A 25,792-nucleotide genomic window follows, 5' to 3' on the forward strand; every position below is an offset into this window, starting at 1 on the left:
TCTTTTTCTTCATTGACCGAGTGACCGCCCCCTAGTCGGGGCCTGCGCTGAATGCGACGGCCAGCGTTTCGATGCTGAACGGCTTCTGCACCATCCGCGCGGGCGGATAGCTCTCCACGATCTCGGATGTCTCGCCATAGCCCGTCGCCAGCACGAACGGGATGCCAAGCGCATGAAGCCGCTCGGCCACGGTCACCGACTGCTCGGCCCCGAGGTTGATGTCCAGCAGGGCGAAAGCCGGGGGATCGCGGTCGATTTCCTGCATGGCCTGCTCGACGGACGAGGCGATGGCGACCTTGGAGGCACCCATTTCCTCGAGCATCGCCGCCGCATCCATCGCGATGATCAGCGCATCCTCCAGCACCAGCCCGTTGCCGCTGAGACGGATCATGTTCGACAGTGCCGGCTGGGGGGTGGCATCCCGCGAGTCGTCGTCCTCGCGGCGAATCCGGTCGATATGGCGCGGCGGGATGCGGAAATGCGCCTCGACCCCGGTGGTCTTGTAAGACACCTCGGCATCCCCCTGCAGTTCATGCGGAATCGAACGTTCGAGAATCGTCGTGCCAAAGCCCCTGCGGCTCGGCGGGCGGACGGGCGGGCCGCCCTTTTCCACCCAGTCGATATTCAGCCCGCCGCTGCGGTCCTGCCGCAGGCTGATCTCGACCCGCCCCGCCTGATCGCAGAGCGCGCCGTATTTCAGCGAGTTGGTCGCCATCTCGTGCAGGACCAGCGCCATCGTCGTATAGGCCGCCGGAGAGATCATCGCATCCGGACCGTCGATCAGGACCCGTGCTGATTTTGCCTGGGCGTAGGCTTCGAATTCGCAGTGGATCAGCGCCTTGAGCGAGGACGGTTCCCACTTCTCGCTGGTCAGCTGGTCGTGGGCGCGGGCCAGCGACTGGATGCGTCCGTCAAGGCTGTCGGTGAAATCCGTCAGGCTGCGCGCGCCGCTGCTGGACTGGGACACCAGCCCCCGCATCAGGTTCAGGATGTTGCGAACCCGGTGGTTGAGTTCGGAAATCAGCAGCTGCTGCTGTTCCTGCGCCCGCTTGCGTTCGCCGTTGGCGGCATCGGTGATCTTCAGGAAGATCTCCAGCAGGACGATGCGCAGCCGCTCGGCGACGTGGTTGTCCTGGACCGACCAGGGGGCCGACCTGCCCTCGACCGTCTCGGTCCAGACCTCGAAGCTCTTGCGCGGGGTCAGGCGGGTGCCGTTCGGACCGAGGGTCGCGGGCTTGGCCGGATCGCCGGCCCAGTTGACCTTGGACGCAATCGGCTTGCGGAACAGGATCAGGTAGTCGCGCGGCCGGCGCGAGATCGGGATCGCCAGCATCCCGGACGCCCGGTTCATGTAATCGCGGGCATCCGGCAGCAGCCGGGACAGGCTGTCGCTGGCGAACACCGACGGACCGGCGCGTGTATCCAGCATCCGAGCGATCTTGCGGAACTCTTCCTCGGTCGGGACGCTGCCGGTGGCGGTAAAGGTCTCGTCCAGATAAAGGACCATCCCGTCATGGCTTACGGACCGGCCAATGTCGCGCGAGACGGAGAACAGGGTCTCCGACAGACCCCGCCCCTCGGCCAGATTCGCCATCAGCGCGGTCTGCATCCGGCCGCTTTCGTCCTGCGCCTTCAGTCGGAACGACTCCTCCTGCCGGCTGATCTCGTAGGAGAACATGTGCCCGAACATCTCGATCGCCGTGCGGCGCTCGTAGTCGATGTAGCGCGAACTGTCGTGGTGGCAGGCGAACAGCCCCCACAACTCGCCGTTTCGGAGGATAGAGACGGACATCGACGCGCCGACGCCCATGTTCTTGAGGTATTCAATATGGATGGGCGAAACGGCGCGGGTGACGGCCAGAGACAGGTCGATCGGGCTGCCGTCCAGGCTGAGTTGCGGCTCGATCATCGAACCGTCGTCCTCGACATCGGCGATCAGCCGCAGCAGGGACCGGCGATAAAGCTCGCGCGCCTGCGCGGGGATGTCCGACGCGGGAAAGTTCAGCCCCATATAACGCGACTGCCCGTCCGCCCGGTCCTCGGCGATGACACGTCCGGACTTGTCGGGTTGAAACTGGTAGACCATCACGCTGTCGAAACCCGACAGCATCCGCAGCCCGCGCGCGGCCTCTCGGGCGAGGTCCGGCAGCTCGTTCAGCCCCTTCAGCCTGTTCAGGCAGGGATAGACCTCGGACATGACGTCGGCTTCGCGGGGGCCGGCCTTGGGCTCGAACTCGATGATCAGGTGACGCCCGCTCTGGTGCACGGACACGTCGAACAGCTTGTCCTGTCCGCGCAGGACGATGCCGAACAGCCGCACCGCCCCGTCACGGCCTTCCAGCGCGCCCATGTTGCGGCGGATGCGGTCCATCGCATCGGACACGATCAGCTCGGACAGGGGACGGCCAAGCGCCTCTTCCACCTCGAAGCCCAGCACCGCGGGCAGGTTGTCGGAAGCGTGCTGCACTAGCCAGTCGGACGAAAGCGCCAGAAGGGCGCCATAGGACTGGACACGGCCCAGAAGGTGGATCGGTTCACGATCGCAGTTCGTCAGGTCGACAGCCTGTTCGGCGGACTGACCTGCAGAAGGGTGGGAAGTCACACGAACCCGCCAGTGGACGTTGCCGATATGGCAGAGGCCCGGATGAAGATGTCAAAGCAGCAGTCGGTGTCCATCACGATGCGGATCGCGCGTTCCGACTCCGGGTCTATTGCGTCCAGCCGCGCGCACAGATCGCGCCAGTCGCCCCCCGAGCGGTTCGTGAAATAGGACGGCAGCGGGTCGATTCCGCCGGCGAGCAGTTTCCTGCGGATCACCTCGGTCCCCAGTCCGGAGCCGAGCACGACATAGGCCACCGCCAACGGGTCCAGCCCACGCGGCGCGATCATGTTGTCCGTCGCCGGTATCCCCCACGCCGCACAGTCCGTCCGCAACGCCGAAACGGCCGCCGCCAGCGCCTCGTCCGTGCCGGACGGCAGACCGCCCAGCGACACACGGGCCAGCGCGCTGAAAGCTGTCAGGTGAGTTGAGAGAAACGCCGCCATGTGGCCCTTGGGATCCGTCAACACAGATCCCAGCACCTCTTCTGCGCGGTCGTGGGCGGGGCGGGTTGCATCGCGCAGATAAAAACGGAAACCCCTGCGCGGGTCTTGTATCGGGCCAAGTCGACCGGCCCCGGCATGTGCGTTCAACGACTCAACCCTGTCAGAAAGTGTTCTGGTTCTAAGCTGTCAAACGCAGCGCAGGCGGGAAGGTTCCACGCCCATTCAACTTTTTTTGCGGGTGGCCACGGCGGTTATATCCCGGCTTCAGTCCAGAGTCCGGCGGAACCTCAGCAGCGTGACCGCCGTCAGCGCCAGAACGAAAATTCCGAGCGAGATGAAGGGCCCCGCGACGATGGCCACATCCGCGCCTTTCAGCATGACGGACCGGATCAACCGCAGGAAATGCGTCAGCGGAAACACTTCGCCCAGAACCTGAGCCCAGGCCGGCATGCCCCTGTAGGGAAACATGAATCCCGACAGCAGGAGCGACGGCAGAAAGAAGAAGAACGTCAGTTGCATCGCCTGCATCTGTGTCCGCGCGACGGTCGAGATCAGGTAGCCGAGGATCACCAGCGCCAGAACGAAGACAAAGACCCCCGCAAGGATCAGCGGCAGGCTTCCGACAAAGGGGATCGCGAACAGCAGCCGCGCCGCGATCAGGACCACCGTCACCTGCACCGCGCCGACGGCGAGGTAGGGGACGATCTTGCCCAGCATGATCTCCAGCGGCGTGGCGGGCATCGACAGCAGGTTCTCCATCGTCCCCCGCTCGGTCTCGCGCGTCAGGGCCATGGCGGTCATCATCACCATCGTGAGTTGCAGGATCACCCCCAGCAGGGCCGGGACGATGTTGTATTGCGTAACGCCCTCGGGATTGAACCGCTTGTGCACGGTGATCGCGACGCCGTGTGGCGCGGCGGGGGAGGAACCCGCCTCGCGCTCCAGCGCCTCGGCCGCAACAGTCGAGAGGGTGGAAATCGCCCCCGAGGCGACCGAAGGATCGGTCGCGTCCGCCTCGATCAGCATCGGCGCGGCCTCGCCCCGCTCGATCCGGCGCCCGAAATCCGAGGGCACGGTCACGACGAAGGCGACGTCGCCCCGTTCGATCATCGCCTCGGCCTCGCCCGCCGTCGCGTTCGGGGCGACGAAGCGGTAGTAGCCGGTCAGCTCCAGCGCCGAGACCATGGCGCGGGTGAACCGGTCCTGAGTGGGCGCGACGAGGGCCGCGGGCAGTTCCTTGGGGTCGGTGTTGATGGCATAGCCGAACAGGACGAGCTGCAGCAGCGGAATGCCCAGCATCATCCCGAAGGTCAGCCGGTCGCGCCGCATCTGGATCGTTTCCTTGGTCAGCAGCGCGCGCAGGCGGAGGAACGAGAAGAAGCGGCTCATGCCATGTTGTCCTCTGCCGTCGACATAAGTTCGATGAACACGTCCTCGAGGCTCGTTTCGGCCACCGACGTGGTTGCGCCGACCTCTTTCGCCACCGCCTCCACACTAGCCTTCAGCGCCGCCGCATCTTCACCCACCACGTGAAGAGTGGCCCCGAAAGGTGCGACCTGCGACACACCTTTCGCGCCGCGCAGCCTGCGGGCGGCCTCGGACAGCCCCTGCCCCTCCAGCACCATGGTCGTCAGCCCGGCTTCACGCACGACCTGCGCCACGGTGCCATGCGCGATCAGTTGGCCGTAGGAGATATAGGCGATCCGGTGACAGCGCTCGGCCTCGTCCATGTAGTGGGTCGAAACGAGGACGGTCAGCCCGTCCGCCGCCAGCCGGTGGATCTCGTCCCAGAAATCGCGCCGCGCCTTGGGGTCCACACCCGCCGTCGGTTCGTCCAGCATCAGCAGGTCGGGTTTGTGCATGATGCAGGCCGCCAGGGCCAGGCGCTGTTTCCACCCGCCCGACAGCGATCCCGCCAGCTGGTTGCGGCGCGAGGTCAGGCCGAGGTCCTCGAGCGTGTCCGCGACGACCTTCCGAGCCGGCGTCATCCCGTAGAGGCCGGCGACGAAACGCAGGTTCTCGGCGATCGTGAGGTCCTCGTAGAAGGAGAACTTCTGCGTCATGTAGCCGACCCGCCGCTTGATCGCCCGCCTCTCGCGCCGGATGTCGTGGCCCAGCACCCTGCCCTCGCCCTCGGTCGGTTCCAGCAGGCCGCACATCATGCGGATGGTGGTGGTCTTGCCCGACCCGTTCGGGCCGAGAAAGCCCATGATCTCGCCCTTGCGCACATCCAGCGACACGCCGTTCACGACGGTCTTGTCCCCGAACCGCTTGGTCAGGTCGGTGACGCGGATCGCGGGCTCGGTCACCGCGCGGCCCCCGGCAGGGTGACATCGACGATCTGGCCCGGCTTCAAACGGCTTTCGCCCTCGGGCCGGGCCTCGATCAGGTAGACCAGCTTCTGCCGGTTCTCGAGCGAGTAGATCACTGGCGGCGTGAACTCCGGCTCGTCTGAGATGTAGATGATCCGCGCCGTCAGCCCCGCCGCGCAGCCGTCGCAGCCGACCCTGAGCGCATCGCCGACCGCGATCTCGGCAAACGACCGTTCGGGGACGTAGAGCCGCAGCTTGACGGCATTCGCGCCCAGCACCGACAGAACCGGGGCGGAGGGGCCAGCGATCTCGCCGCCCGTGCGGATCACGTCGACCACCGTCACCGGCTCGTCCAGCTTCAGTTCGCGCTGCGTCAGCTTCCACTTGACCTGATCGCGAGCCGCCTTTGCCGCGCTGACGGCGGCGCGGGCGCGGGCGATCTCCTGCTCGCGCGCGGGCAGGCGCGCGACGGTCAGCTGCGCCTCGATCTCGGCCACCTTGGCGGCGGCGACCTGCGCGGCGGTCACGGCATCCTCGCGCTGTGCGTCGGTGGTCACGCCGCGCTCGGCCAGCCGCACGATCCGTTCGCGCTGCCGCTCGGCCTCCTCGGCCTGAAGCCGTGCGGAGGCGAGGTTCGCTTCGATGACGCTGATCTCCTCCTGCCGCGCGCCCTGCAGCAGGTTCGCAAGCTCGCTGTCCGCCTGCGCCAGCTGTGCCTCGGCCTGCGCCAGCGCGATCTCGGCATCCTCGCGCTCCATGGCGACCAGCACCGCCCCGGCCTCCACCCGGTCGCCGCGTTCGACGTTCACCGCGCGGATCTGCGCGGTCTCGACCGGGGCGACGAGGGTATATTCGCCCTCGACATAGCCGGTCGCGAAAGGGGATGGCGCGGCGCAGGAGGCAAAGAGCGAGGCCGCGAGCGGCAGAGAACAGAGACTCATCATACACGGTGCCTTTCGATGGCGGCATGCAGGTTGGCGACGACGGTGTCGGCGATGACCCCGGCCTCGGCGGGGCCGATGGCGGACCAGCCCATGCGACGGGCGACCAGCGGCGACGCGACGTTGAAGTAAAGGACCTGCCCCACCATCGCGAAGACGGTCAGGCGGACCTCGTCCGCCTCCGCGTTCTGCCCGGTGGCCATGGCCCAGAGGCTACAGAGCGCCTTGTGACGCGGCTCGATCACCTGCGCATAGAACCTGTCGGACATGCTGCCCGCGCCGGTGATGTCCCGGACGACGAAAGCCACCAGGTCGCGGGCCTCCGGCGCCGTCGCCATGACCGAGGCCATGCCCCTCAGGATCCGCTCCAGCATGCGTGCGGCGGTCTCGGGCGTGGCGGCGCGGGGCGCCTCGCCGGCGTCACCCCACGCCTCGGTGATCCGGGCGGCCAGGGCTTCGATACAGGCGTCGCGCAGACCTTCCTTGCCGCCGAAGTGGTAGGCGATGGAGGCGACGTTGGTGTCAGCCTGCCCCGCGATGGCGCGGGTCGACGCACCGTCATAGCCGTCGCGGCCGAACAGCTTGAGCGCCGCCTCGATCAGGCGGGTGCGGGTGTCGGTGGAGGATCGGGGCGACTCGGTCATGGCTCAATCTTAATCAATCGTTTGATTAAATCCAATCCCCGGCAATGCACGTCCCTGAATTCGCGCCCCGCAGGTTGGACGGCCACCGCCCCTGCCCCAAGATGCCGCGACTGGCGGCGCCGAGGGACGGGCGCGATATGAGGAGGGCCGGACATGACCGAACTGGTGACCACATCCGATAGCGGGCACGTGCGCACGATCACGCTGAACCGGCCGGACAAGATGAACGCGCTCAGCCGCGAACTGGCCTGGGGCGTGATCGAGGCGGTGGATGCCGCCGCCAAGGATGACAACGTCTGGGTCGTCGCGCTGACAGGCTCGGGCAAGGCATTCTGCGCCGGGCTCGACCTGACCGGATCGGCGGACTATTCGCCCAAGTCCCCGATGGACGCGCAGCTCGACGATGTGGGCTGGGTCGGCAACTTCGTCCTCGCTCTGCGCAAGCGCTGCGACAAGCCCGTGGTGGCCGGGGTCAACGGCGTGGCGGTCGGCGCGGGGCTGGGCCTCGCCATGGCCGCCGACGTGCGGATCGTGGCCGACAGCGCGCGGCTGATGGCGGGCTACACGCGGATCGGCGGGTCGCCGGATGCGGGGCTGACGATCACGCTGCCGCAGGCCATGGGCTACGAGAAGGCGATGCGCTTCATGATGGAAAACCGCACCGTCACCGGGGCGGAGGCGGTCGAGTGGGGCATGGCGGGCGAAGCCGTGGCCGACGACGCGCTGGCGGGCCGGTTGCAGGAGTATTGCCAGACCCTGTGCAACTGGTCGCCGATCACCATGCGCCTGCTGAAACGGGGCATCGTGAAGTCCTACGAGTCCACCGACATGGAACAGCAGCTGCGCTACGAGGTGCAGAACATCCGCATGGCCTTTGCCAGCGAGGATGCGAAGGAGGCCCGCAAGGCGTTCCTCGAAAAGCGGTCGCCGGTGTTCAAGGGACGCTGAGCCCGCAGGCCGGGGCGCGGCCTTGTCCGCGCCTCGACCTATAAGTTTCACAGATGATTTCATAAGTGTTGCAGATGCGCGCGCTTTTCAGCATAAGCTCGCGCATTCGCGTTGCGACACGGACTCCGACACGCCCGAACGGGCCCCGCCCGCATTGACGGGACCGCCCCGAGAGCTTTCCTTGACGCAATCGACCAGACGGGAACGGGCCGGACCAAGGCCCGGATTGCAACGAAGCGGCGCACCGGCCGCACAAGGAACGGGACGACCATGACGAAAACCAAGGCACGCCAGCTGCGGGACATGATCCAGAGCAGCGAACTGGAATTCCTGATGGAGGCGCATAACGGCGTCAGCGCCAAGATCGCCGAACGGACGGGGTTCAAGGGCCTCTGGGCGTCGGGCCTGTGCCTGTCGACCTCCTACGGCATCCGCGACCGGAACGAGGCGTCGTGGACGCAGGTTCTGGAGACCGTGGAGTTCATGGCGGACGCGACCGATGTGCCGATCCTGCTGGACGGCGACACCGGCTATGGCGACTTCAACAACGTGGCGCGGCTGGTCAAGAAGCTGTGCCAGCGCGACGTGGCCGGCGTCTGCATCGAGGACAAGCTGTTCCCCAAGCAGAACTCCTTCCTCGGCGACGCGCAGCCGCTGCTGACGATCCCCGACTTCACCGCCAAGATCCGGGCGGCCAAGGATGCGCAGTCCGATCCCGACTTCATCTTCGTGGCACGGGTCGAGGCGCTGATCGCCGGGCGGTCGATGCAGGAGGCGCTGGACCGTGCCGGGGCCTACCGGCAGGCCGGGGCCGACGCGATCCTGATTCACTCCAAGAAGGCGGACTCGAAAGAGATCGAGGAGTTCTGCCGCCAGTGGGACAACGCCTGCCCCGTCGTCATCGTGCCGACCAAGTATCACCAGACCCCGATGGACGTGTTCCGCGATCTGGGCGTCTCGACCACGATCTGGGCGAACCACGCCATGCGCGCCGCCATCGTCGCGATTTCCGAGGTCTGCGAAGAGATCTACCGCACGCAGTCGATCTCGGCGGTCGAGCAGAAGGTCGCCACGCTGACCGAGGTCTTCGACCTGACCGGCGAGAACGTCTTTGACGATTTCGTCCGCAAGGTCAGCGCCTGAGTCCCGTCATGGTGTCCACCGCACGTTGGGCCACCGCGCTGGTCGAAGCCGGTTACGGCTTCGCCTCGGGCGTGCCCTGCTCCAGCCTTGCCGCGCTCCAGACGTTCTTCCTGTCCTCCCCGCGTGTCGACTATGTCGCCGCGACGAACGAAGGTCAGGCCGTCGCCGCCGCCGCCGGGGCCGTCATGGCCGGGCGGCGGTCGGTCGTTCTGATGCAGAACTCCGGGTTGGGAAACGCCGTCAACCCGCTGACATCGCTGATCGAACCCTTCGGACTGCCGCTGCTGCTGATCACCTCGTGGCGCGGCAAGCCGGGCATGAAGGACGAGCCTCAGCACGAACGCATGGGCCACGCCACGCACCCCCTGCTGGACGCGATGGAGATCCCGTGGGTCACGCTGTCGGATGACGAGGACACGGCGCTGGCGCAACTGGCCGAGGTGCTGGCGCGGATCGAGACCGAACAGCGCTGCATCGCCATCGTCGTGCCCGACAAGACCTTCGACAAGATCAAGGCCGAGGAAAAGCCGGTCAGCCGCCGCGACGAAGGCGATTACGCCGACCTCACCACCGGCGGCGCGCTGTTGCCCCGGATCGAGGTCCTGCGCCACATCACCCACGGGTTCGACCCCGCCGCGATCCGCCTCGCCACCACCGGCAAGACCGGGCGCGAGATGTTCGCGACCGCCGATCTGGACAGCAACCTCTACGTGGTCGGCTCCATGGGCCTCGCCTCGTCCATCGGGCTGGGCATGGCGCTGTCGACCAAGGAAAAGGTGCTGGTCATCGACGGCGACGGCGCGGCGCTGATGCACATGGGCGCGATCCCGATGATCGCGAGCTATGCGCCCGCCAACCTGATCCACCTCGTGCTGGACAACGGCGCCTACGATTCCACCGGCGGGCAGGCGACGATCTCGCTCAACACGCCGTTCGCCAAGGTCGCCGCCGCCTGCGGCTATGCCAGTTCCTACCGGGTCGACGACCTCGCCGGGCTGGACCGCGCGCTCGCGGGGAACCAGGAGGGGCCGGTCATGATCCACATGCCGATCCTGCCCGGCTCGATGGACGACCTGCCCCGCCCCGACAAGACCCCGCGCGAGGTGCTGTCGCGCCTGCGCACCCGCTTCGATTTCCCGACCTTGGAGGCCACCGCATGAGCGCCTACCTCTTCACCCCCGGCCCGCTGACCACCTCCGACGCCGTGCGTCAGGCGATGACGACCGACTGGGGCTCCCGCGACAAGCGCTTCATCGCGCTGACCTCCGAGGTGCGCACCCGTCTGGAGGCGCTGGTCAACGCGGGCGACAGCCACGCGGCGGTGCTGATGCAGGGCAGCGGGACATTCGCGGTCGAAGCGGCGATCGCCACGCTGGTCGGCCCGGAGGATCGCCTGCTGGTGGTCATCAACGGCGAATACGGCAAGCGCATCCGCACCATCGCGGCCCGGATGGGCAAATCGGTGGAAACGCTGGAATTCGGCGAGACCGAAGCGGTCGATCCCGCCCGCCTCGCCACGCATCTGGCCGCGAACCCCGGCATCACCATGGTCGCCGTCGTCCACCTGGAAACCACGACCGGCCTGCTCAACCCGCTGCCCGAGATTGCCGCGACCGTGGCAGACGCCGGCGCGCTGCTCCTGCTCGACGCGATGGCCAGCTTCGGCGCATATGACATCGACGTCGCCGCCCTGCCCTGCGCCGCCGTCATCGCATCGTCCAACAAGGGGCTGCACGGCACGCCCGGCATCGGCTTCGTCATCGCCGACCGCGCGCTGCTGGCCGCACGCGCCGGGGTCTCGCCCTCGCTGTCGCTCGACCTGCAGGACCAACTGCGCGGCTTCGAGGCGAATGGCCAGTGGCGGTTCACACCGCCGACCCACGTTCTCGCCGCGCTACACTGCGCGCTGGAGGAACATGCGGCCGAAGGCGGCTGCGCCGGACGGCTGACGACCTATCAGGCCAACGCCGCGCGGGTGACGAAGGGGCTGGAGGCGCTCGGCTACCGCGCGACCCTGCCCGAGGCACTGCGCTCGGCGGTGATCCTGACCTTCGACAGCCCCGAGGGCGGCTGGTTCGACTTCACCCGCCTCTATGACGCGCTGGCCGAGCGGGGCTGCTGCATCTACCCCGGCAAGCTGACGCAGACCGAGACGTTCCGCGTCGGCTGCATCGGCGCCCTGCCCCCGCAGGCCTTCGACGCGCTGCTCTCCGGTTTCGCCGAGGTCACGCAGCAGATGCGCCAGCGCGACCTCGCAGGGGTCAAGTGACCCGCTGGCCCCACGCTCAGTCGTCGGGCCGCGCCAGTTCCCACAACTCGGTGACCGTCGCGTAGTCGCGATAGCCAAGGCGCGAGATCGGTCGCGCCTTTTCCACGTCGAACCGGCCCTCGCGGATGTAATCGTCGTTGATGTGCGTCCGGACGAAATCTCCGATCACGAAATACTTGTTCAGCAAGGTCCCGTGGCGGTCACGCATCTGCTCCGCCGACAACGTCACGCATTCCAGCGCCGCCGGGCTCTCGGCGACGAAGGGGGCGGCAATCTCGACCGACTTGCCTATGGTCACGCCCGCCTTGGCGAACTCGTCCACGCCATCCGGATGCGCGGAGGACGAGATGTTCATGGCCGTGATCAGCGCCTCGGTGGACAGTGAAAACGTGAACTCTCCGGTGGCCTTGGCATTCACGTAGGAATGTTTCGCCCCCTCGCTGCTGAAGCCGATCATGTTCGGGTTGGACCCGACCCCGCAAAAGAAGGAATAGGGCCCCAGGTTCGGAACGCCGTCCGCATTGAGCGTGCCGATCCAGCCGATCGGGCGGGGTGCGATGATTGCCTTGAACGGGTCATGGCTGAGGATCGCGGGCCGGTCTTTTCCATAGTGCATGAGCGACATTTCCTTGTGGTGCCTGGACTTTGCGCGCGCCGGTCGGGTCCGGCCATGGCCGCCGGGACGGCTGCCGCGCGCGGGGATAAGCTGAGTTTGCGGTGCCGAATTTGCGACCGCAACCATCCCCAACGCTGCATATGAGAAAAGTCAATGGTTCCAGACGCTTGCGGAAAGTCAGTCCGCAGGGCGGAACCCCGGCCTAACCCTCTGTGATCGCAAGAGGAAAAAACCTCGCCCATCGGGAAATCACCGGAAATGGGGATATGTCGGGCCGACACGGCCCGGATGACCCGCTTGACGCGATACCGGGCCGCACGAAGATTGAGCGCGACATCAGCATGTTCCACAGGCGGGAGGAGACTTCGGCAGCGCCGGAGCCGCGGGACATGCGACAGGAGCGAGGAGGCCCCGTGGAAACCCGCAGGATTTATCAGGCCATTGCCGAAGCCTTTCATGCCGAGGGCGTGCGCACCGCGTTCAGCCTGACCGGCGACGGCAACATGCACTGGGAAGCGGCGCTGGCCGCGATGCCGGGCGTTCACAGCTATCACGTCCGCCACGAACATGCGGCGGTCGCCATGGCCTCTGCCTGGGCGCGCAAGACGGGCGAGGTCGGCGTGGCCTCGGTCACCTGCGGACCGGGCCTGACGCAGATCATGACCGCCCTGGCCACCGCTGCGCATGCCCGCATCCCGCTGGTGGTGTTCTCGGGCGAGGATCCGATCGATTCCACATGGTACAACCAGCGCATCGACCAGGAACCGCTGGTGCTGGGCTGCGGCGCCGCTTACGTCGCCGCGCGCTCGGCCAAGCTGATCGACCACCACGTCATGGAGGCCTTCACCATCGCGCGCAGCGAACGGCGCCCGGTGGTTCTGGCCGCGCCCCTCGACCTGCAGAAGCAGGCGATCCCGACGGGCACCTACATCCCGTCACACGTCCTGATGCCCGAAGACTCGCCCCGGCGCCCCGATCCCGCCCAGATCGAGCGCGCGGTGGAACGGATCCGTGCCGCGAAACGCATCGTGATCCTCGGCGGACGGGGGGCCCATGCCTCTGGTTGCCGCGCGATCTGCGAGGAGCTGGCGGAAGCCTGGGACGCCGCGCTAACCGTCACCCTGCCCGCCAAGGGCCTGTTCGAGGGCAATCCGCGCTACATCGGCGTGACCGGCGGCTTTGCGCATGTGGCGACACGGGCGGTGATGGAACAGGCGGATCTCGTGCTGGCCGTCGGGGCCAGCCTGTCGTCGCACACCAGCGACGCCAACGCGCTGTTCTCGCCCGAGGACGTGATCCAGATCGACCCGACCCCGCCTATGCTGAAACACGGCCAGACCCCGGCCCGCCAACATGTCACCGCAGATGCGGCGCTGGCGCTGGCCGAGATCGCGGAATGGGTGCGCAACGACGCGCCCCGCAGCCCGCAGTCCGGCTGGGACGTCGCCACGCACGCGAAACGCGTGATGACCGAGGCCCCGGACGCCACCCCGCGCCCCGCGCTCAACGGCTATCACGACCCGATGGACGTCGCCGCCGCGCTGTCGAAAGCGGCCCCGTCGCACTGGGCCCATGTCGGTGCGGCAGGCCACTGCGCGTGGTTCACCGCGCATATCCACGGCCGCGACGCGGACAACACCCTGACCATCCGCGAATTCGGCGCGATCGGGAACGGCATCTGCTATGCCGCCGGTCGCTGGGCCGCGGGCGGCGGCCAGCCGGTGATGATGACCGAGGGCGACGGCGGCTTCCTGATGCACGTGCAGGAGCTGGAGACGGTCGCCCGCTACAACATGAAGATCCTGTTCTGCATCTTCAACGACGGCGCCTACGGGTCCGAGATCCACAAGCTGCGCGCTGACGGGCTGACCGACCACGGCGCCGTCTTCGGACACCGCGACCTTGCCGCGCTGGCGCGGGGCTTCGGGATATCCGGCACCCGCGTGGACGACCTGTCGCAACTGCCCGATCTCGTGAAGGATTTCGAGGCGGGTGACGGGCCGATGCTGTGGGATTTCCACGTTTCCGATCAGGTCATGGCCCCCACGATGCGGCGCCAGACCCAGAGTTCGCCACTCAGACGCCAACAGCCCGGAGGGGCCAGCGCAGCGAAAACCTGAAACATCAAGGGAGGAGTCAAAAATGAAACTGAAGGCACTTGGCCTCACGGCCGCACTGGCCGCACTGCCGTTCGGCGCGATGGCGCAGGACTTTCCGAACCGCGACGTCACGATCGTCGTGCCCTACAGCCCGGCGGGCTCGACCGACCCGGTCGCGCGCTTCATCGGCGGCGAGCTGCAGAAGATGTGGGGCGTCAACGTCCTGATCGAAAGCAAGCCCGGCGCGGGCGCGACCATCGGCACCGCCTATGTCGCGACCCAGCCCGCGGATGGCTACACCGTCCTGCTGACGACCCCCGCCTATACGACGGCCCCGTCGGTCTACAAGGATCTGCCCTACGATCCGCTCAATGACCTCGTGCCCGTCGCGCAGACCGGGTTCACCCAGTTCGTCGTCGCCGCCGGGCCGAGCGTGAAATCCGATACGCTCGAAGGCTTCATCGAAGAGGCGCAGAGCCGGCAGATCTTCATGTCGACGTCCGGCCTCGGGTCGTCGGGGCACTTCGTGTCCGAACTCTTTGCCCGCGCCGCGGGCCTGCCCGACGCGATCCCGGTGCACTACAAGGGCGGATCGCCCGCGCAGGTCGACGTGATCGGCGGACGGGCCGACACCTATGTCGGTTCGGTGCTGGCCGTTCTGGGCAACGTCGAGGCGGGCAAGATGAAACCGCTGGTCGTGCTGGGCAACACCCCGGCGGCCAAGTTCCCCGACACGCCCACCGCGGCAGAGGCCGGGATCGACGCCGACGTGACCTTCTGGTGGGGCGTCTTTGCCCCGGCCGGCACGCCGGATGACATCGTCAAGAAGATCCACGACGACATGATGACGGTGCTGGAAAGCGATGTGGGGCAGGAATACCTCGCCTCGAATTCCGCCGCCCTGAACAACCTGTCGGTCGAAGAGTTCCAGGACTTCATCAAGAAGGACCTCGAGGAATGGAAGAAGCTGGCCGAGGAACGCGGGATCGAAGCGAACTGATCGCCACTCTTGCGGCGCGGCCGGGACCGGCCGCGTCCACCCCGACAGGATGACCGACATGAAAAGACTGACCGGCAAGATCGCCGAAGACCGCATCCGGCTGATGGACACGCCGCGTCCGCCCGATGGCATCATCGACCGCATCCGCGCCATCGGCTGCGACACGAGCCTGCTGAGCGACGCTATGGACGACCTCGGCATCGCCGGGGCGCTGAACGCGTCGGACTACCGCCCGACACTGCCGGGTGCGGCGACGGTCGGCCCCGCCGTCACCGTCCGCAACATTCCGGCCGAGAAGCACCCGACCCCGCTGGACCGCGCCCGCGCCAAGCAGAACGGCATGGCCGAGATGGAGGCGCACAACCTCGCCAGCCCCGGCGACATCATCGTGATCGAGGGCGTGCCGGGCCTGTCGAACATGGGCGGCATCTCGGCCCTGATCGCCAAGGTGCGCGGCATCGCAGGCGCCGTCATCAAGGGCGGCATCCGCGACGTGGCGCATTCGCGCGGCGAAGGTTTTCCGATCTGGGCGACCGAGGTCAGCCCGATCACAGGCAAATGGCGGATCGAGACGGTCGAGATCAACGGCACCATCAACCTCGACGGCGTGCGGGTGCGGGCGGGCGACCTGATCGTGGCCGACGACACCGGCGTCTGCGTGGTGCCGCCCGAACATGCCGATGCGATCCTCAAGATCGCCGAAGGCCAGAAGGCGCTGGAGGACATCAAGATCGAAGCGGTCAAGTCCGGCGCCCATATCGCAGACCTCCCGGCCAAGCTGCCGGGCTGAAACCGAGCGGAGGACTTAAGTGAACCGACTGGACCGGACCGACCTGCTGGCGGGCCTCTTCGTGATCGCCATGGGGCTCTACTTCGCCATCGGCGGCCTTGAATACCGGATGGGCACCGTGGTCCGCATGGGACCGGGCTTCGTCCCCGTAAGCCTCGGTGTGCTGGCGGTCATCCTCGGCGCAGGCATCTGCCTCGCCGCGTTCCGCCGCGCCGGGGCGCTGCCCGAGATCGACCTGCGTCAGACGCTGTTCGTGCTGGGCACCATCGTCGTCTTCGCGCTGCTGCTGGAACGTCTGGGGCTGATCCCCGCGGCCTTCCTCTCGGTTCTGACCGCTTCGGCGGCACTGCCCGTCACGCGGCCCGTCAGCAACCTCGTGCTGGCGGTCTGCGTGGCCGTCGGCACATGGGCGGTCTTCGTCCTGATCCTCGGCCTTCCCATTCCCGCTTTCAGGTTCGCATTCTGATGGGCCTTTATGACAACATCATCCTCGGGTTCAGCACGGCGATCAGCCCGGTAAACCTGCTGTACTGCTTCATCGGCGTGTTCTTCGGCACCCTCCTCGGCGCCCTGCCCGGCATCGGATCGCTTGCCGCCGTATCGATCCTGCTGCCGCTCACCTTCTCGCTCGACCCGACCACCGCGCTGGTGATGCTGGCCGGGGTCTATTATGGGGCGGAATACGGCGGCTCGACCTCGTCGATCCTGCTGAACCTGCCGGGCACACCTTCGAACGCGATCACCTGCCTCGACGGCTACCCGATGGCCCAGCAGGGCCGCGCTGGCGTGGCGCTGTTCACGACGACCATCGCGTCGTTCTTCGGTGGCTCGGTCGGGATCATCGCGCTCTACACCATTTCGCCCCTGCTGGCCGATGCGGCCATCGCCATGGGACCGGCGGATTACTTCTCGCTCATGGTGGCCGGGCTGGTGGCCGCCGCCGCCGTCACGCAGGAAGAGCCGCTCAAGGGGCTGGCCATGGTCGTATTCGGCCTCGCGCTCGGCACCGTCGGCACGGATATCGACAGCGGCGTCGCCCGGTTCCACTGGGACATGCTGGAGCTGCGCGACGGGATCAGCTTCATCGCGCTGGCCATGGGCCTGTTCGGGGTGAGCGAGGTGATCCTGTCCCTGTCGACCATGGACCAGCGCAACGTCAAGCAGCGCGTCACCCTGCGGGGCATGCTGCCGACCCGCGACGAATGGCGGCGCAGCGTCAAACCCGCGCTGCGCGGCGCGGGCATCGGCGGCGTCTTCGGCGCATTGCCCGGCACCGGGCCGACCATCGGCACCTTCATCGGCTACACGCTGGAACAGCGGCTGCACAAGGATCCGTCGATCTTCGGCAAGGGCGCGATCGAGGGCATTGTGTCGCCCGAGACGGCGAACAACGCCGCCGTCCAGACCGCCTTCATCCCGACGCTGACACTGGGCGTTCCGGGCAGTGCGACCATGGCGATCATGCTGGGCGCGCTGATGATGAACGGGGTGGCGCCGGGGCCGAACCTGATCAACTCGAACCCCGAGATCTTCTGGGGCCTCGCCGCCAGTTTCTGGATCGGCAATGTGTTCCTGCTGATCCTGAACATCCCGCTGATCGGCATCTGGGTGCGGCTGCTGCAGATCCCCTATCACCTGCTCTACCCGGCGATCCTGATCCTGATCTGCGTGGGCACCTACACGATCCGGTCGAACGTGTTCGACATCTTCCTCGTGCTGACCTTCGGCATGATCGGCTTTGTCCTGCGCAAGCTCAGGTTCCAGCTTGCGCCCGTTCTGATCGGTTTCATCCTAGGCCCGATGATCGAGGAGAACTTCAAGCGGGCGATGATCTTTGGACGGGGTGACTTCACCTATCTCGTCAAGCAGCCGGTCTCGGGCGTGTTCCTTGCCCTCACCGCGCTGCTGATCGGCTGGGCGATCTACAAGACCGTCCGCCGCCGTCCCCGCCGGTCCGAGGCCTGATCGCCCCGGACCCGCGCGGCGCGGTTCACACCCGCGCCGCCGCGCTGTCCTTCAACGCTGCGGCGACGCGCTCAGCAATCTCGGGGTTCAGCAGGCGCGGCGGCACACGGCCCGCGCCCGCTTCGCAGAACACCTCGGCCGCCATCCGCGCCACGCGGGCGCGGCTTTCGCCGGTCACCCCGGCTGCGTGGTTGGTCGAGATCACCAGCGGGTGCCGGTAGAGCGGATGGTCCGCCGCCGGCGGCTCCTTCTCCCAGACATCCAGCCCGGCCCCCGACAGGTGCCCGCTTTGCAGCGCGGCCAGAACCGCGTCCTCGTCATGGATGCTGCCCCGCGCCGTCGTGACCAGCACGGCACCCTTCGGCAGCTTCGCCAGCGCCTCGGTCCCGATCATGCCCCGCGTTTCGGAGGTCAGCGGGCAATGCAGGCTCAGTATGTCCGACCGAGCCAGCAGATCGTCCAGTTCGACCTTCTCGGCACCGCGTTCCTGCGCTGTCTCCGCGTCTATATTGGGATCGTAGGCCAGCACATTGCAGTCGAAGGCCCGCATGTAGGCCGCAGTCCGCGTGCCCACATGGCCAAGGCCGACGATGCCCACCGTCCGCCCATGCAGTTCCCGCCCCATGAAGGCGCTGCGGTCCGCGGCCGTGCCGGAGCCGATGGCGGCACTGCATTCCGGGATGCGCTTGAGAATCGCCAGCATGAAGGCCAGCGCATGCTCCGCCACCGCCTCGGCATTGCCGCCGGCCTGGTTGCAGACGGCCACCCCGGCGCTGGAACAGGCGGGGACGTCGATGGTGTCGTAGCCGGCACCATAGGTCGCGGCCACCTTGAGGTTCGGCAGCTTGTCGAGCAGCTCCTGCCCCAGATGCAGGGGCAGCGGCAGTTCATCGCGCGAGGCGCGGACATAGTAGCCGTCGCATTCCGATAGCTCGCGGATAATTTCGTCGATCCCGTCGGCAAGCTTGAGTTGCACCAGCTCGCAGGTCTGGGCCGCTTCGATCGCCGTCAGGAAATCGGGATGCATCGGGCGTTCAAGATAGCCCACGCGGAATTTGGAATTGCGGATCATGCGGTCTCTCCCCTGCCGCGCCTGCGGCCTTGCTCCCGTCCGGGCCATGATCGGCGCCGGTATTGAAAGGCAAGTCTAGGGTTTCGATGCCGGACGCGCGACACCGGTGCCGCAGATCACAGGTGGAGGAACGCGGGCACGCCGGGCGTCGGTCATATGCTTGAGGGCCGGTTTGCTGGCCGCTGCCGGAAGGTCTCTTCGGATCATTCCGGTGCAAGTGGCGGACCGGGGAACACACCGATCAGCGTTGATAGCGCTAGTCTTTTCCGGGCGCGGCACCGCAATCGGCAGGGAACTGATCGTAGGGCTTGGCCTCCGCTGCCATGTCCCGGAGCAGTTCAAATTGTGTCTTGCTCATCTTGTCGCTCCAAGCCGGACGCAGAGGCCGATCGACAAAGGCTTAACATCAGTGTTTTGGCGACGACCAGGGAGGGGATCCCGGTGCCTGGCAAAGACCTCAATCTGTTCCGCGCGATGAGTTGCTCTGCCTCGTAAGTTCGGCAACATAGCTATACAGGTCAACGGCCTCTTGGTTCCTCCGAAGCCATCGCGCTCGAACAGCTTCGCTAACCTCCTCCGTCCTTTCTGCTGAGTTCAGGTGAGGGAGTTCAAGCGATACGTCGAACACGCGCTGGAACTGCCCTTCAAGTGCCGCGGGATCCTCGAGACAGCCGATGAAGACACAGCTATTGTGAATGAATTTTTCAGGATCGTCCCTCATCTCAAGCGGTAGATGGTCCCAAACCTGAGAGTCATTCTTCATCAAGTAGTCATCTAAGGACTCGAACGGGAACGGCGCGCGCAACCCGTTTTCAATCATCTTCTTGCTATAGAAGTAGTTCGATATCACCGCCTCAAAAGGATCTCGCAAGACCGTCATGAACTGCCTGGCTTCAGGATAGTATTGCTCCGCGCTCGTGTTCTCCGAATGGCGAAAGTGCCCGTGAACACAAATCGGTGAAGTTTTTGCAGCATTGACCAGATCTCGCCAGATGTAGCGAGCAGCCAGTTCCCGAACCAAGCCGCCAGGAACATCAATCCCCTTATTGTAATGAGTTAGCAAACCTTTTCGAAAATTCTCTTTGAGCCCCGGCCGAAAAGACGTCCCGCCCATTTTCGGAATATGCAAGGAAACAACCGGATCACGAGCATCGTACTCTCTCATGTTGATCTCAGCCTTTTTCTTGAGTGTCTCACCCCATTAACCATAGAGCAATATGCTCCGCTATTTGAATATAGGCCGGAAGCGCCACAGGAAAAGATTTGGATTAAGCCAAATCCGAATCTCGCTTTTTAATTTGGCCTTCTCAATAGGTTAGAGAGTCAATTCCTCATTATGAGCCAAACCCTCCTATCTGGACTTGTCTTTGCGAGCGCCCCAGGCCGCAACCTCGGCCCGGCTGAAGCGCTCAATCCGGCCCGTCTGGTCGACCATCAGCCAGCCCGCCATGCGAATGCGCGTCGTCCCGTGCCGCCTCGAGGTGCAGATCGATGTGGTCAACCAGCTCTTGCGCTGTCAGGCCCCGGCCGAACTTGATCATCGCCTCGCCGGTGCGCGACGGGTGATGACCCGGAGTTTCTGGCCGCATATTCCGAGGCGCGTAGGGCACCGGCTCCACCAACCGAGCGCCACGGTCCGAACAGCATCGCCGCCCTGTGACTCGCTTGCGCGAAGTCCGCCAAGTTCTCCGCTGCATCAAAGGGATATCAAGCGATCCTGCTGCGTCACGTAAAAGAAATGGTTGCCGACCACGGGCATGTCAGCTTTCGGGCAGTCCATCCCCGGCATATTCAGAAAGACGTTCGATCCGCGTCCGACAGAAGGCCACCCGCCGTGGACGCATGACGAGATGGACACCTTTCGGGACATGCGGTCGCCCAATACCACGAAGCGGCTCGTCTTCGAGGTGTTGTTCTGAACAGGCGCGCGGATCAGCGACGCGGTGTTGATAGGCCTTGGCATGGTCGGAAGAGGCGGCGTGCTGGCATACAAGCAGGTCAAGACCGGCGGAATGGCCTATGTCCCCTGGACGTGCCCTTTGCCTTCCTGCGGGGGCTCGTTAGGTGCCGACAGAGACCTGATGCGCGCTGCGTTGGCTGCGGCGACCAGCCGCCATATGACATTCCTCGCCACCGCGACAGGGCGCACAGGCTCCAACACGGCACTCGGAACGACGATCCGTGAAGCAGCGCGGGAAGCGAAGATCGAAAAGTCAGCTCACGGACTGAGAAAGGCAACAGCCGTAGCACTGGCCGACGCCGGAGGCACAACGCACCAAGTCGGCGCCTGAACGGGCCACGAGTCCCTAAAAGGAATAGAGCATTACACGCGTCAGGCTGATCGGAGGCGGGCGGTTCTAGGGATAGAGCCAGAACAGGACGTTGCAAAACACATCGAACTAAGTGCAAAACGGCAATGAAGTCCGTTTTTGTTCAATGCGTTACGAGGCAAGTGGCGGACCGAGGAGGATTCGAACCCCCGACCCCTTGATTCGTAGTCAAGTACTCTATCCAGCTGAGCTATCGGTCCGTGGTGTGGGCATGTAACGGTCAGCGCAGAGAGGTGCAAGGGGGAAATTCCCGGAAACCTGACCTGCCGCGGCGAAAGGCTACTGGGCCGCCTCCTCGAGCCCGGCCATCAGGCGCGGCAGCAGGATACGGAACCGGGTGCCCTCGGGGCCGGTGCTCTCCAGCACCAGCTGGCCGCCGTGTCCGCGCACCAGTTCCGCCGAGATCACGAGGCCCAGCCCAGCCCCGCCCTTGCGGGCCCCGCCCTGGAACGGGGTGAAGAGGTTGGCCTGCGCCTTGGGCGGCAGACCGGGGCCGGTGTCGGTCACGGTGATGACCCACTGCGCGTCTTCCTCCACGGCGGCGACCGAGATCTCGCCCTCCTCGCCCGTCGCCACGATGGCCTGCCGCGCGTTGCGCACGAGGTTGGCCAGAACGCGGTACAGCTGTTCCGAATCCGCCCGCACGGTCATCGTCGCGGGGATGTCCTCGGAAAAGTTCACCTCGCCGTCCCCGACGGCCAGCCGTTCACCGTCGATCACGTCCGACACGATGTCGGCCAGCCGCACCAGCCCGAGGCGCGGCGCGGGTTCCTCGGCACGGCCGAAGGCGAGCGTGCTTTCGCACAGGTTCACCGCACGGGTGATCGAGTTCACCAGCTTGGGCGCCAGCCGCTTGACCGACGGGTCCTCGGACGCCTCGATCCGGTCGGTGAACAGCTGCGCCGAGGTCAGGATGTTGCGCAGGTCGTGGCTGATCTTGGCGACCGCGCCGCCGAGCTGGGCGAGCCGTTCCTTCTGCTTGAGCGAGGCGGTGAGCTGCGTTTCCAGCTTCTGCAGCGCCTCCTCGGCGTCGCGCAGTTCGCGGATGCCCGCGTTCGGCTCGATGATCCGGCGCGCGTCCTCGGGCGCCTCGGCATAGAGCTGCATCGACCGGATCACGCCCTTGATCGGCTTCACCAGCAGCTGCCGGACGGACAGGAACAGCAGCAGCGCGGTAAAGACCGAGATCACCGCAGACATCATCAGGATGCGCAGGCCATAGGCGATCATCGCCTTGCGCATCGGCTGGCTTTCCATCGACACTTCGATCAGCAGCCCGGCCTCGTTCACCGGGTTGCCGATGACGCGGATCACCTTGGGATCGGGATCGGCCAGCCGCACCAGCGCATCGCGGATCAGTTCCCATGCCGACGCGTCGCGCAGGTCGAAGGTGGCCGCGATCGGGCGCGGCACGGGCGAGGACAGGATCAGTTCCCGCGCCTCGTTCCGGCGCAGCACGACGTTGAACACCTCGGCGTTGCGCAGCAGTTCCTCTTCGACATCCGGGTCGATCTGGTCGTTCGACAGCAGCGCGAGCGAGGCGATCTGCGCCCGTTCGAGGCGGGACAGCAGGTATTCCTCGCGGAATCGGGCCACCGACGGCGCGAAGATGAAGATCTCGGCCAGCATGACGAACAGCGTCGTCAGAATCAGGAATCGGCCTGAGAGAGAGTTCAGCATGGTCCTTGTTTCGGCTGCCCGGCCTTGTTGCTGTGATGTATTACAGAAAATAGGGCAGACTACACGAATTTGCGAGGTGCGCGGCATCCTGCCCACCCGGATCCGGCCGGTATCCTGCGCCGATCCGCCCTGACTGGAAAAAACTTCGGCAAGGGCCCGCACGGGTTTGACTTGTCTACAGGGCGGCGGTATAGCCCGGCCTCCAATAGAGATATGCGGGCCGCGGGGCGATTCCCGGATTGCACCCGCTTGGCCAAGGGCGCTGCCGCAACGCGGGCCCGAACAGACGGAGACGGAGCGATGAAGCGCACCTACCAACCCTCGAACCTGGTCCGCAAGCGGCGCCACGGCTTCCGCGCGCGCATGGCCACCAAGGCTGGCCGCAAGATCCTGAACGCCCGCCGCGCGCGTGGCCGCAAGGAACTGAGCGCGTAATTCGCGCCAGCCCGAACGCTGACGACATGGTGCCGCCGGAGGCCCCCGCAACAGGCGCGAATGCGCATGAGGCGGCGGTGCCACCGGCGGCTTCCGTTTGCGCGCCGGGCAGCATGACCGTGCTGCGCCACCGCCGCGACTTCCTCGCCGCCGCCCGCGCCGCACGGGCCGGGGCGACCTCGCTGAGCCTTCAGGGGCGGGAACGCCGCAAAGACGAAGAGGCCGAGGGCATCCGCGTCGGCTTCACCTGTTCCAAGAAGGTCGGCAACGCCGTCGCCCGCAACCGCGCCAAGCGCCGCCTGCGCGAAGCCGCCCGCGCGGTGATCGCCGCCGAGGGGCGGCCCGGCTGGGACTACGTCCTGATCGGCCGCAAGGAGATCACGGCCGAACGCCCCTTCGAAGACCTCAAGGCCGACCTGCGCCATGCCCTGCGGCGGGTCCACGGGGCACGGGGATGACGCCGCTCGCCCGTCTCTTCGCCCTGCCCTTCCATCTCTACCGGGCGACCTTCTCGCCCTGGGTCGGGCACAACTGCCGCTATGACCCGACTTGTTCGGCCTATGCGCTGGAGGCGCTCCGCAAGCACGGCGGGATCAAGGGGCTGTGGCTGACGATCCGCCGTGTGTCGCGCTGCCACCCGTGGGGCGGCATGGGCGTGGACGACGTGCCGGATTAATCCGGCTGCGCCTCTGCGTCCGGACCGTCGGCCTCTTCGGCAACCGGCGCCTCGAACGGCGCGATGCGCTCCACCCGGAAGGCCCGTTCGCTGCCCGCCGCCTCGATGGCCGCCTGCCGCCCGTACATCGTGAAGGCGGACACGGTCGCAAAGACCTCGTCCAGTCCCACCTCGACCAGCCGGAACCGGTCCGCGCGGAACGTCTCGGGCGCGGCGACCTCGGCCAGGTGATCGAGGAAATCCTCCCGGAACACATAAGCGCCATCGAAATCCACCGACAGCAGTTCCGCCCCGTCGAAATCCGCCGCGACGATCACGCTGCCCAGCCACGTCGCGCCCGAAAAATCGGAACCGCTGTAGTCCACGTCCACCAGCGTCGCCCCATCGAACCGGGCCGCGCTGCCGTGGACTTCGCGGAAATCCACCCCCATCAATAGCGATCCCGAGAAATCCGCGCCGTTGACTGCCGTGGTGAACACCTCGGCCCGATCCGCCTGGTAGGGCGGACGCACCTGCCGGAAGGGCAGCCCCCGGAACGCCACCCCCTCCAGCCGCGCCTTGCGGAACCGCGTGTTTTCCAGCTGGGCCCCGGCGAAATCCGTATCCCCGATCTGCGAGCGGTCGAAGGTCGAGAAGCTCAGCTGCGCGCCCTGCAGGGTCAGCCCGATCAGGTTGGTGTCCTCGGCATGGGCGAAGGACAGGTCCAGACCGAAGTGGTTCAGGAATTCGAAGTTCCGGATCCCCGCGCTGATCAGCACCTGCAGCAGCTGTGCCCGTTCGGGACTGGCGGGGCGGTCGATCAGCCGATCCACCTCGGGCGGCTGCTCCCATCCCCAGGTGCGGGACATCGCGGCATAGGCCGTCGGCAGGTCCTCGCGCCGCCGCTCCATCGCCACCCGCAGCTTGTCCTCGTTGTCATGCGCCCGATACCGCGCATCCAGAAACCGATAGGGCTTGGCCGCGCGCGAGGCCGAGGCGATGCGCATCACCAGAGGCTTGCCCAGATCGAGCCAGGGGTTCACGTTCGGCACGAAGGCGTTGATCCCGCCCCGCACAGGCTGCCCCGTCGCGGCGGCCTGCGCCTGTTCCCGCTCCTCGGCACGCAGCATCGCGTCACCCAGCATTTCCGCGATCGCCGTGATCTCCACCGCGATCTGCGCGTTCCGCTCGGCCTCGGACAACTGCACGTCCTGGATCAGCAGCTCATTTTGCAGCTCGATCTTCTCGTTCTGATCCCGCAACAGCGCGGACTGCTCGAGGATCAGCGCGTTCTGCTCGAACAGCAGCGCCGTGCCCGCAAGCGCTGCCATCGCCGCGATCAGCCCGGTCAGCGCCGCCACGATCCACCTGCGGGTCGAGGTCCACGCGAACCGCGCCAGCTTCAGCTGCACCAGCAGCCGCGTCGCCGCCGTCACTCGTGCCGCATCGCGCAGCATCGCCCCCTCGGCCACCTCGCCGAGCGGCTTGGACAAGGTCTCAAGCTGCGTGTTCGCCGTGCCGAACACACGCCGCAGCACGGGACGGCGGATCAGGAAGGCGATGGCCCCGACGAAGGTCACGAAGAAGATCGCGGTCAGGAACACCACGACCAGCAGGTTGGCGCTCTCGCGAAGGACGGCGTAGCCCGAGAAGGCCATCAGCACGCCCGCCGCGATCCCGAACAGGAAGACCATCAGCGACATCGCCGCGCCCAGCCCTTTCGGGTCCGGCGTCACCTCGGGCATCGACAGCAGCGGGCGGCCGCCCTCGGGGGTGTTCTCAGCCAAACGCGCCTCCGTTGCCTCTGCGCCTGCCGAAACCTGCCAAGACCGCCCCCCGCTGGCAAGA

General features: G+C 66.4%; 24 protein-coding genes and 1 tRNA gene. 12 read left to right on the forward strand and 13 right to left on the reverse strand.

Features of this window, described 5'->3' with window-relative positions:
- Window positions 1–31: 31 nt before the first annotated feature.
- The 6 genes from ATO6_RS16440 to ATO6_RS16465 all read right to left on the reverse strand — a co-directional run bounded on the left by ATO6_RS16440 (window position 32) and on the right by ATO6_RS16465 (window position 6,942).
- Window positions 32–2,602, reverse strand: coding sequence for an HWE histidine kinase domain-containing protein (locus ATO6_RS16440; protein ID WP_088625110.1), 2,571 nt, complete (start codon window positions 2,600–2,602; stop codon window positions 32–34).
- Window positions 2,599–3,066, reverse strand: coding sequence for a biliverdin-producing heme oxygenase (locus ATO6_RS16445; RefSeq protein WP_141102026.1), 468 nt, complete (start codon window positions 3,064–3,066; stop codon window positions 2,599–2,601). Before ATO6_RS16445 ends, ATO6_RS16440 begins: the two co-directional genes overlap by 4 nt.
- Window positions 3,067–3,309: 243 nt before the next feature.
- Window positions 3,310–4,434, reverse strand: a complete 1,125-nt coding sequence (locus ATO6_RS16450) for an ABC transporter permease (protein ID WP_088625112.1) — start codon at window positions 4,432–4,434, stop codon at window positions 3,310–3,312.
- Complete coding sequence (locus ATO6_RS16455; RefSeq protein ID WP_088625113.1) at window positions 4,431–5,354, reverse strand: ABC transporter ATP-binding protein; 924 nt, start codon at window positions 5,352–5,354, stop codon at window positions 4,431–4,433. The genes ATO6_RS16450 and ATO6_RS16455 overlap by 4 nt, the downstream gene beginning before the upstream one ends.
- On the reverse strand, window positions 5,351–6,298 hold the full coding sequence (locus ATO6_RS16460) for an HlyD family secretion protein (RefSeq protein WP_217899020.1): 948 nt from the start codon (window positions 6,296–6,298) through the stop codon (window positions 5,351–5,353). Before ATO6_RS16460 ends, ATO6_RS16455 begins: the two co-directional genes overlap by 4 nt.
- Window positions 6,298–6,942 carry a CerR family C-terminal domain-containing protein gene (locus ATO6_RS16465; protein ID WP_088625115.1) on the reverse strand — a complete coding sequence of 215 codons (645 nt, stop codon included), beginning with the start codon at window positions 6,940–6,942 and terminating at the stop codon, window positions 6,298–6,300. The genes ATO6_RS16460 and ATO6_RS16465 overlap by 1 nt, the downstream gene beginning before the upstream one ends.
- A gap of 153 nt (window positions 6,943–7,095) precedes the next feature.
- Between ATO6_RS16465 and ATO6_RS16470 the strand changes: the two genes are divergently transcribed.
- The 4 genes from ATO6_RS16470 (at window position 7,096) to ATO6_RS16485 (ending at window position 11,302) form a co-directional block, all read left to right on the forward strand.
- The gene (locus ATO6_RS16470) at window positions 7,096–7,890 is read left to right on the forward strand and encodes an enoyl-CoA hydratase/isomerase family protein (protein WP_088625116.1); all 795 of its coding nucleotides are present in this window, start codon (window positions 7,096–7,098) and stop codon (window positions 7,888–7,890) included.
- 270 nt (window positions 7,891–8,160) lie between these two features.
- Window positions 8,161–9,033 (forward strand): phosphoenolpyruvate mutase, encoded by an 873-nt coding sequence (aepX, locus tag ATO6_RS16475; protein ID WP_088625117.1) that lies wholly within the window; start codon window positions 8,161–8,163, stop codon window positions 9,031–9,033.
- A gap of 8 nt (window positions 9,034–9,041) precedes the next feature.
- Complete coding sequence (gene aepY / locus ATO6_RS16480; RefSeq protein WP_088625118.1) at window positions 9,042–10,193, forward strand: phosphonopyruvate decarboxylase; 1,152 nt, start codon at window positions 9,042–9,044, stop codon at window positions 10,191–10,193.
- Window positions 10,190–11,302 carry a 2-aminoethylphosphonate--pyruvate transaminase gene (locus ATO6_RS16485; protein ID WP_088625119.1) on the forward strand — a complete coding sequence of 371 codons (1,113 nt, stop codon included), beginning with the start codon at window positions 10,190–10,192 and terminating at the stop codon, window positions 11,300–11,302. Before aepY ends, ATO6_RS16485 begins: the two co-directional genes overlap by 4 nt.
- Window positions 11,303–11,318: 16 nt before the next feature.
- Here ATO6_RS16485 and ATO6_RS16490 read toward each other — a convergent pair whose 3' ends face one another.
- Complete coding sequence (locus tag ATO6_RS16490) at window positions 11,319–11,918, reverse strand: flavin reductase family protein (protein WP_088625197.1); 600 nt, start codon at window positions 11,916–11,918, stop codon at window positions 11,319–11,321.
- A gap of 413 nt (window positions 11,919–12,331) precedes the next feature.
- Here ATO6_RS16490 and ATO6_RS16495 point away from each other — a divergent pair, with 413 nt between their 5' ends.
- The 5 genes from ATO6_RS16495 to ATO6_RS16515 are packed head-to-tail and all read left to right on the forward strand — an operon-like array spanning window position 12,332 to window position 17,772.
- On the forward strand, window positions 12,332–14,038 hold the full coding sequence (locus ATO6_RS16495; RefSeq protein WP_176440973.1) for a thiamine pyrophosphate-binding protein: 1,707 nt from the start codon (window positions 12,332–12,334) through the stop codon (window positions 14,036–14,038).
- A 22-nt stretch (window positions 14,039–14,060) separates the two neighbouring features.
- Window positions 14,061–15,017 (forward strand): tripartite tricarboxylate transporter substrate binding protein, encoded by a 957-nt coding sequence (locus ATO6_RS16500; protein WP_088625121.1) that lies wholly within the window; start codon window positions 14,061–14,063, stop codon window positions 15,015–15,017.
- Window positions 15,018–15,075: 58 nt separating this feature from the next.
- A complete protein-coding gene (locus ATO6_RS16505) occupies window positions 15,076–15,807 on the forward strand; it encodes an RraA family protein (protein ID WP_217899021.1) in 732 nt (243 codons plus the stop codon).
- 19 nt (window positions 15,808–15,826) lie between these two features.
- Entirely contained in the window at window positions 15,827–16,273 is a 447-nt protein-coding gene (locus ATO6_RS16510; RefSeq protein WP_088625123.1) for a tripartite tricarboxylate transporter TctB family protein, read from the forward strand.
- Window positions 16,273–17,772 (forward strand): tripartite tricarboxylate transporter permease, encoded by a 1,500-nt coding sequence (locus tag ATO6_RS16515; protein ID WP_088625124.1) that lies wholly within the window; start codon window positions 16,273–16,275, stop codon window positions 17,770–17,772. Before ATO6_RS16510 ends, ATO6_RS16515 begins: the two co-directional genes overlap by 1 nt.
- Before the next feature lie 25 nt (window positions 17,773–17,797).
- Here ATO6_RS16515 and ATO6_RS16520 read toward each other — a convergent pair whose 3' ends face one another.
- The 5 genes from ATO6_RS16520 to ATO6_RS16535 form a co-directional block, all read right to left on the reverse strand.
- Window positions 17,798–18,844, reverse strand: coding sequence for a D-isomer specific 2-hydroxyacid dehydrogenase family protein (locus ATO6_RS16520; protein WP_217899022.1), 1,047 nt, complete (start codon window positions 18,842–18,844; stop codon window positions 17,798–17,800).
- A 457-nt stretch (window positions 18,845–19,301) separates the two neighbouring features.
- Window positions 19,302–20,009, reverse strand: coding sequence for a hypothetical protein (locus tag ATO6_RS24865; protein ID WP_141102027.1), 708 nt, complete (start codon window positions 20,007–20,009; stop codon window positions 19,302–19,304).
- A 244-nt stretch (window positions 20,010–20,253) separates the two neighbouring features.
- On the reverse strand, window positions 20,254–20,385 hold the full coding sequence (locus ATO6_RS25490) for a hypothetical protein (protein ID WP_254919184.1): 132 nt from the start codon (window positions 20,383–20,385) through the stop codon (window positions 20,254–20,256).
- Between the two features lie 912 nt (window positions 20,386–21,297).
- Window positions 21,298–21,374 (reverse strand) — tRNA-Arg (locus ATO6_RS16530).
- Between the two features lie 79 nt (window positions 21,375–21,453).
- The gene (locus ATO6_RS16535) at window positions 21,454–22,854 is read right to left on the reverse strand and encodes a HAMP domain-containing sensor histidine kinase (protein ID WP_088625126.1); all 1,401 of its coding nucleotides are present in this window, start codon (window positions 22,852–22,854) and stop codon (window positions 21,454–21,456) included.
- 300 nt (window positions 22,855–23,154) lie between these two features.
- Between ATO6_RS16535 and rpmH the strand changes: the two genes are divergently transcribed.
- The 3 genes from rpmH to yidD are packed head-to-tail and all read left to right on the forward strand — an operon-like array spanning window position 23,155 to window position 23,965.
- Complete coding sequence (rpmH, locus tag ATO6_RS16540; protein WP_008554144.1) at window positions 23,155–23,289, forward strand: 50S ribosomal protein L34; 135 nt, start codon at window positions 23,155–23,157, stop codon at window positions 23,287–23,289.
- Between the two features lie 26 nt (window positions 23,290–23,315).
- Window positions 23,316–23,747, forward strand: coding sequence for a ribonuclease P protein component (gene rnpA / locus ATO6_RS16545; RefSeq protein ID WP_088625127.1), 432 nt, complete (start codon window positions 23,316–23,318; stop codon window positions 23,745–23,747).
- Entirely contained in the window at window positions 23,744–23,965 is a 222-nt protein-coding gene (gene yidD / locus ATO6_RS16550) for a membrane protein insertion efficiency factor YidD (protein ID WP_088625128.1), read from the forward strand. The genes rnpA and yidD overlap by 4 nt, the downstream gene beginning before the upstream one ends.
- Here the strand turns inward: yidD and ATO6_RS16555 are convergent.
- Window positions 23,962–25,731 carry a pentapeptide repeat-containing protein gene (locus ATO6_RS16555; protein ID WP_088625129.1) on the reverse strand — a complete coding sequence of 590 codons (1,770 nt, stop codon included), beginning with the start codon at window positions 25,729–25,731 and terminating at the stop codon, window positions 23,962–23,964. The genes yidD and ATO6_RS16555 overlap by 4 nt on opposite strands.
- Between the last annotated feature and the right edge of the window lie 61 nt (window positions 25,732–25,792).

It is taken from the genome of Oceanicola sp. 22II-s10i (genome assembly GCF_002210105.1).
In the GTDB taxonomy this organism is placed as follows: Bacteria; Pseudomonadota; Alphaproteobacteria; order Rhodobacterales; family Rhodobacteraceae; genus Pseudooceanicola.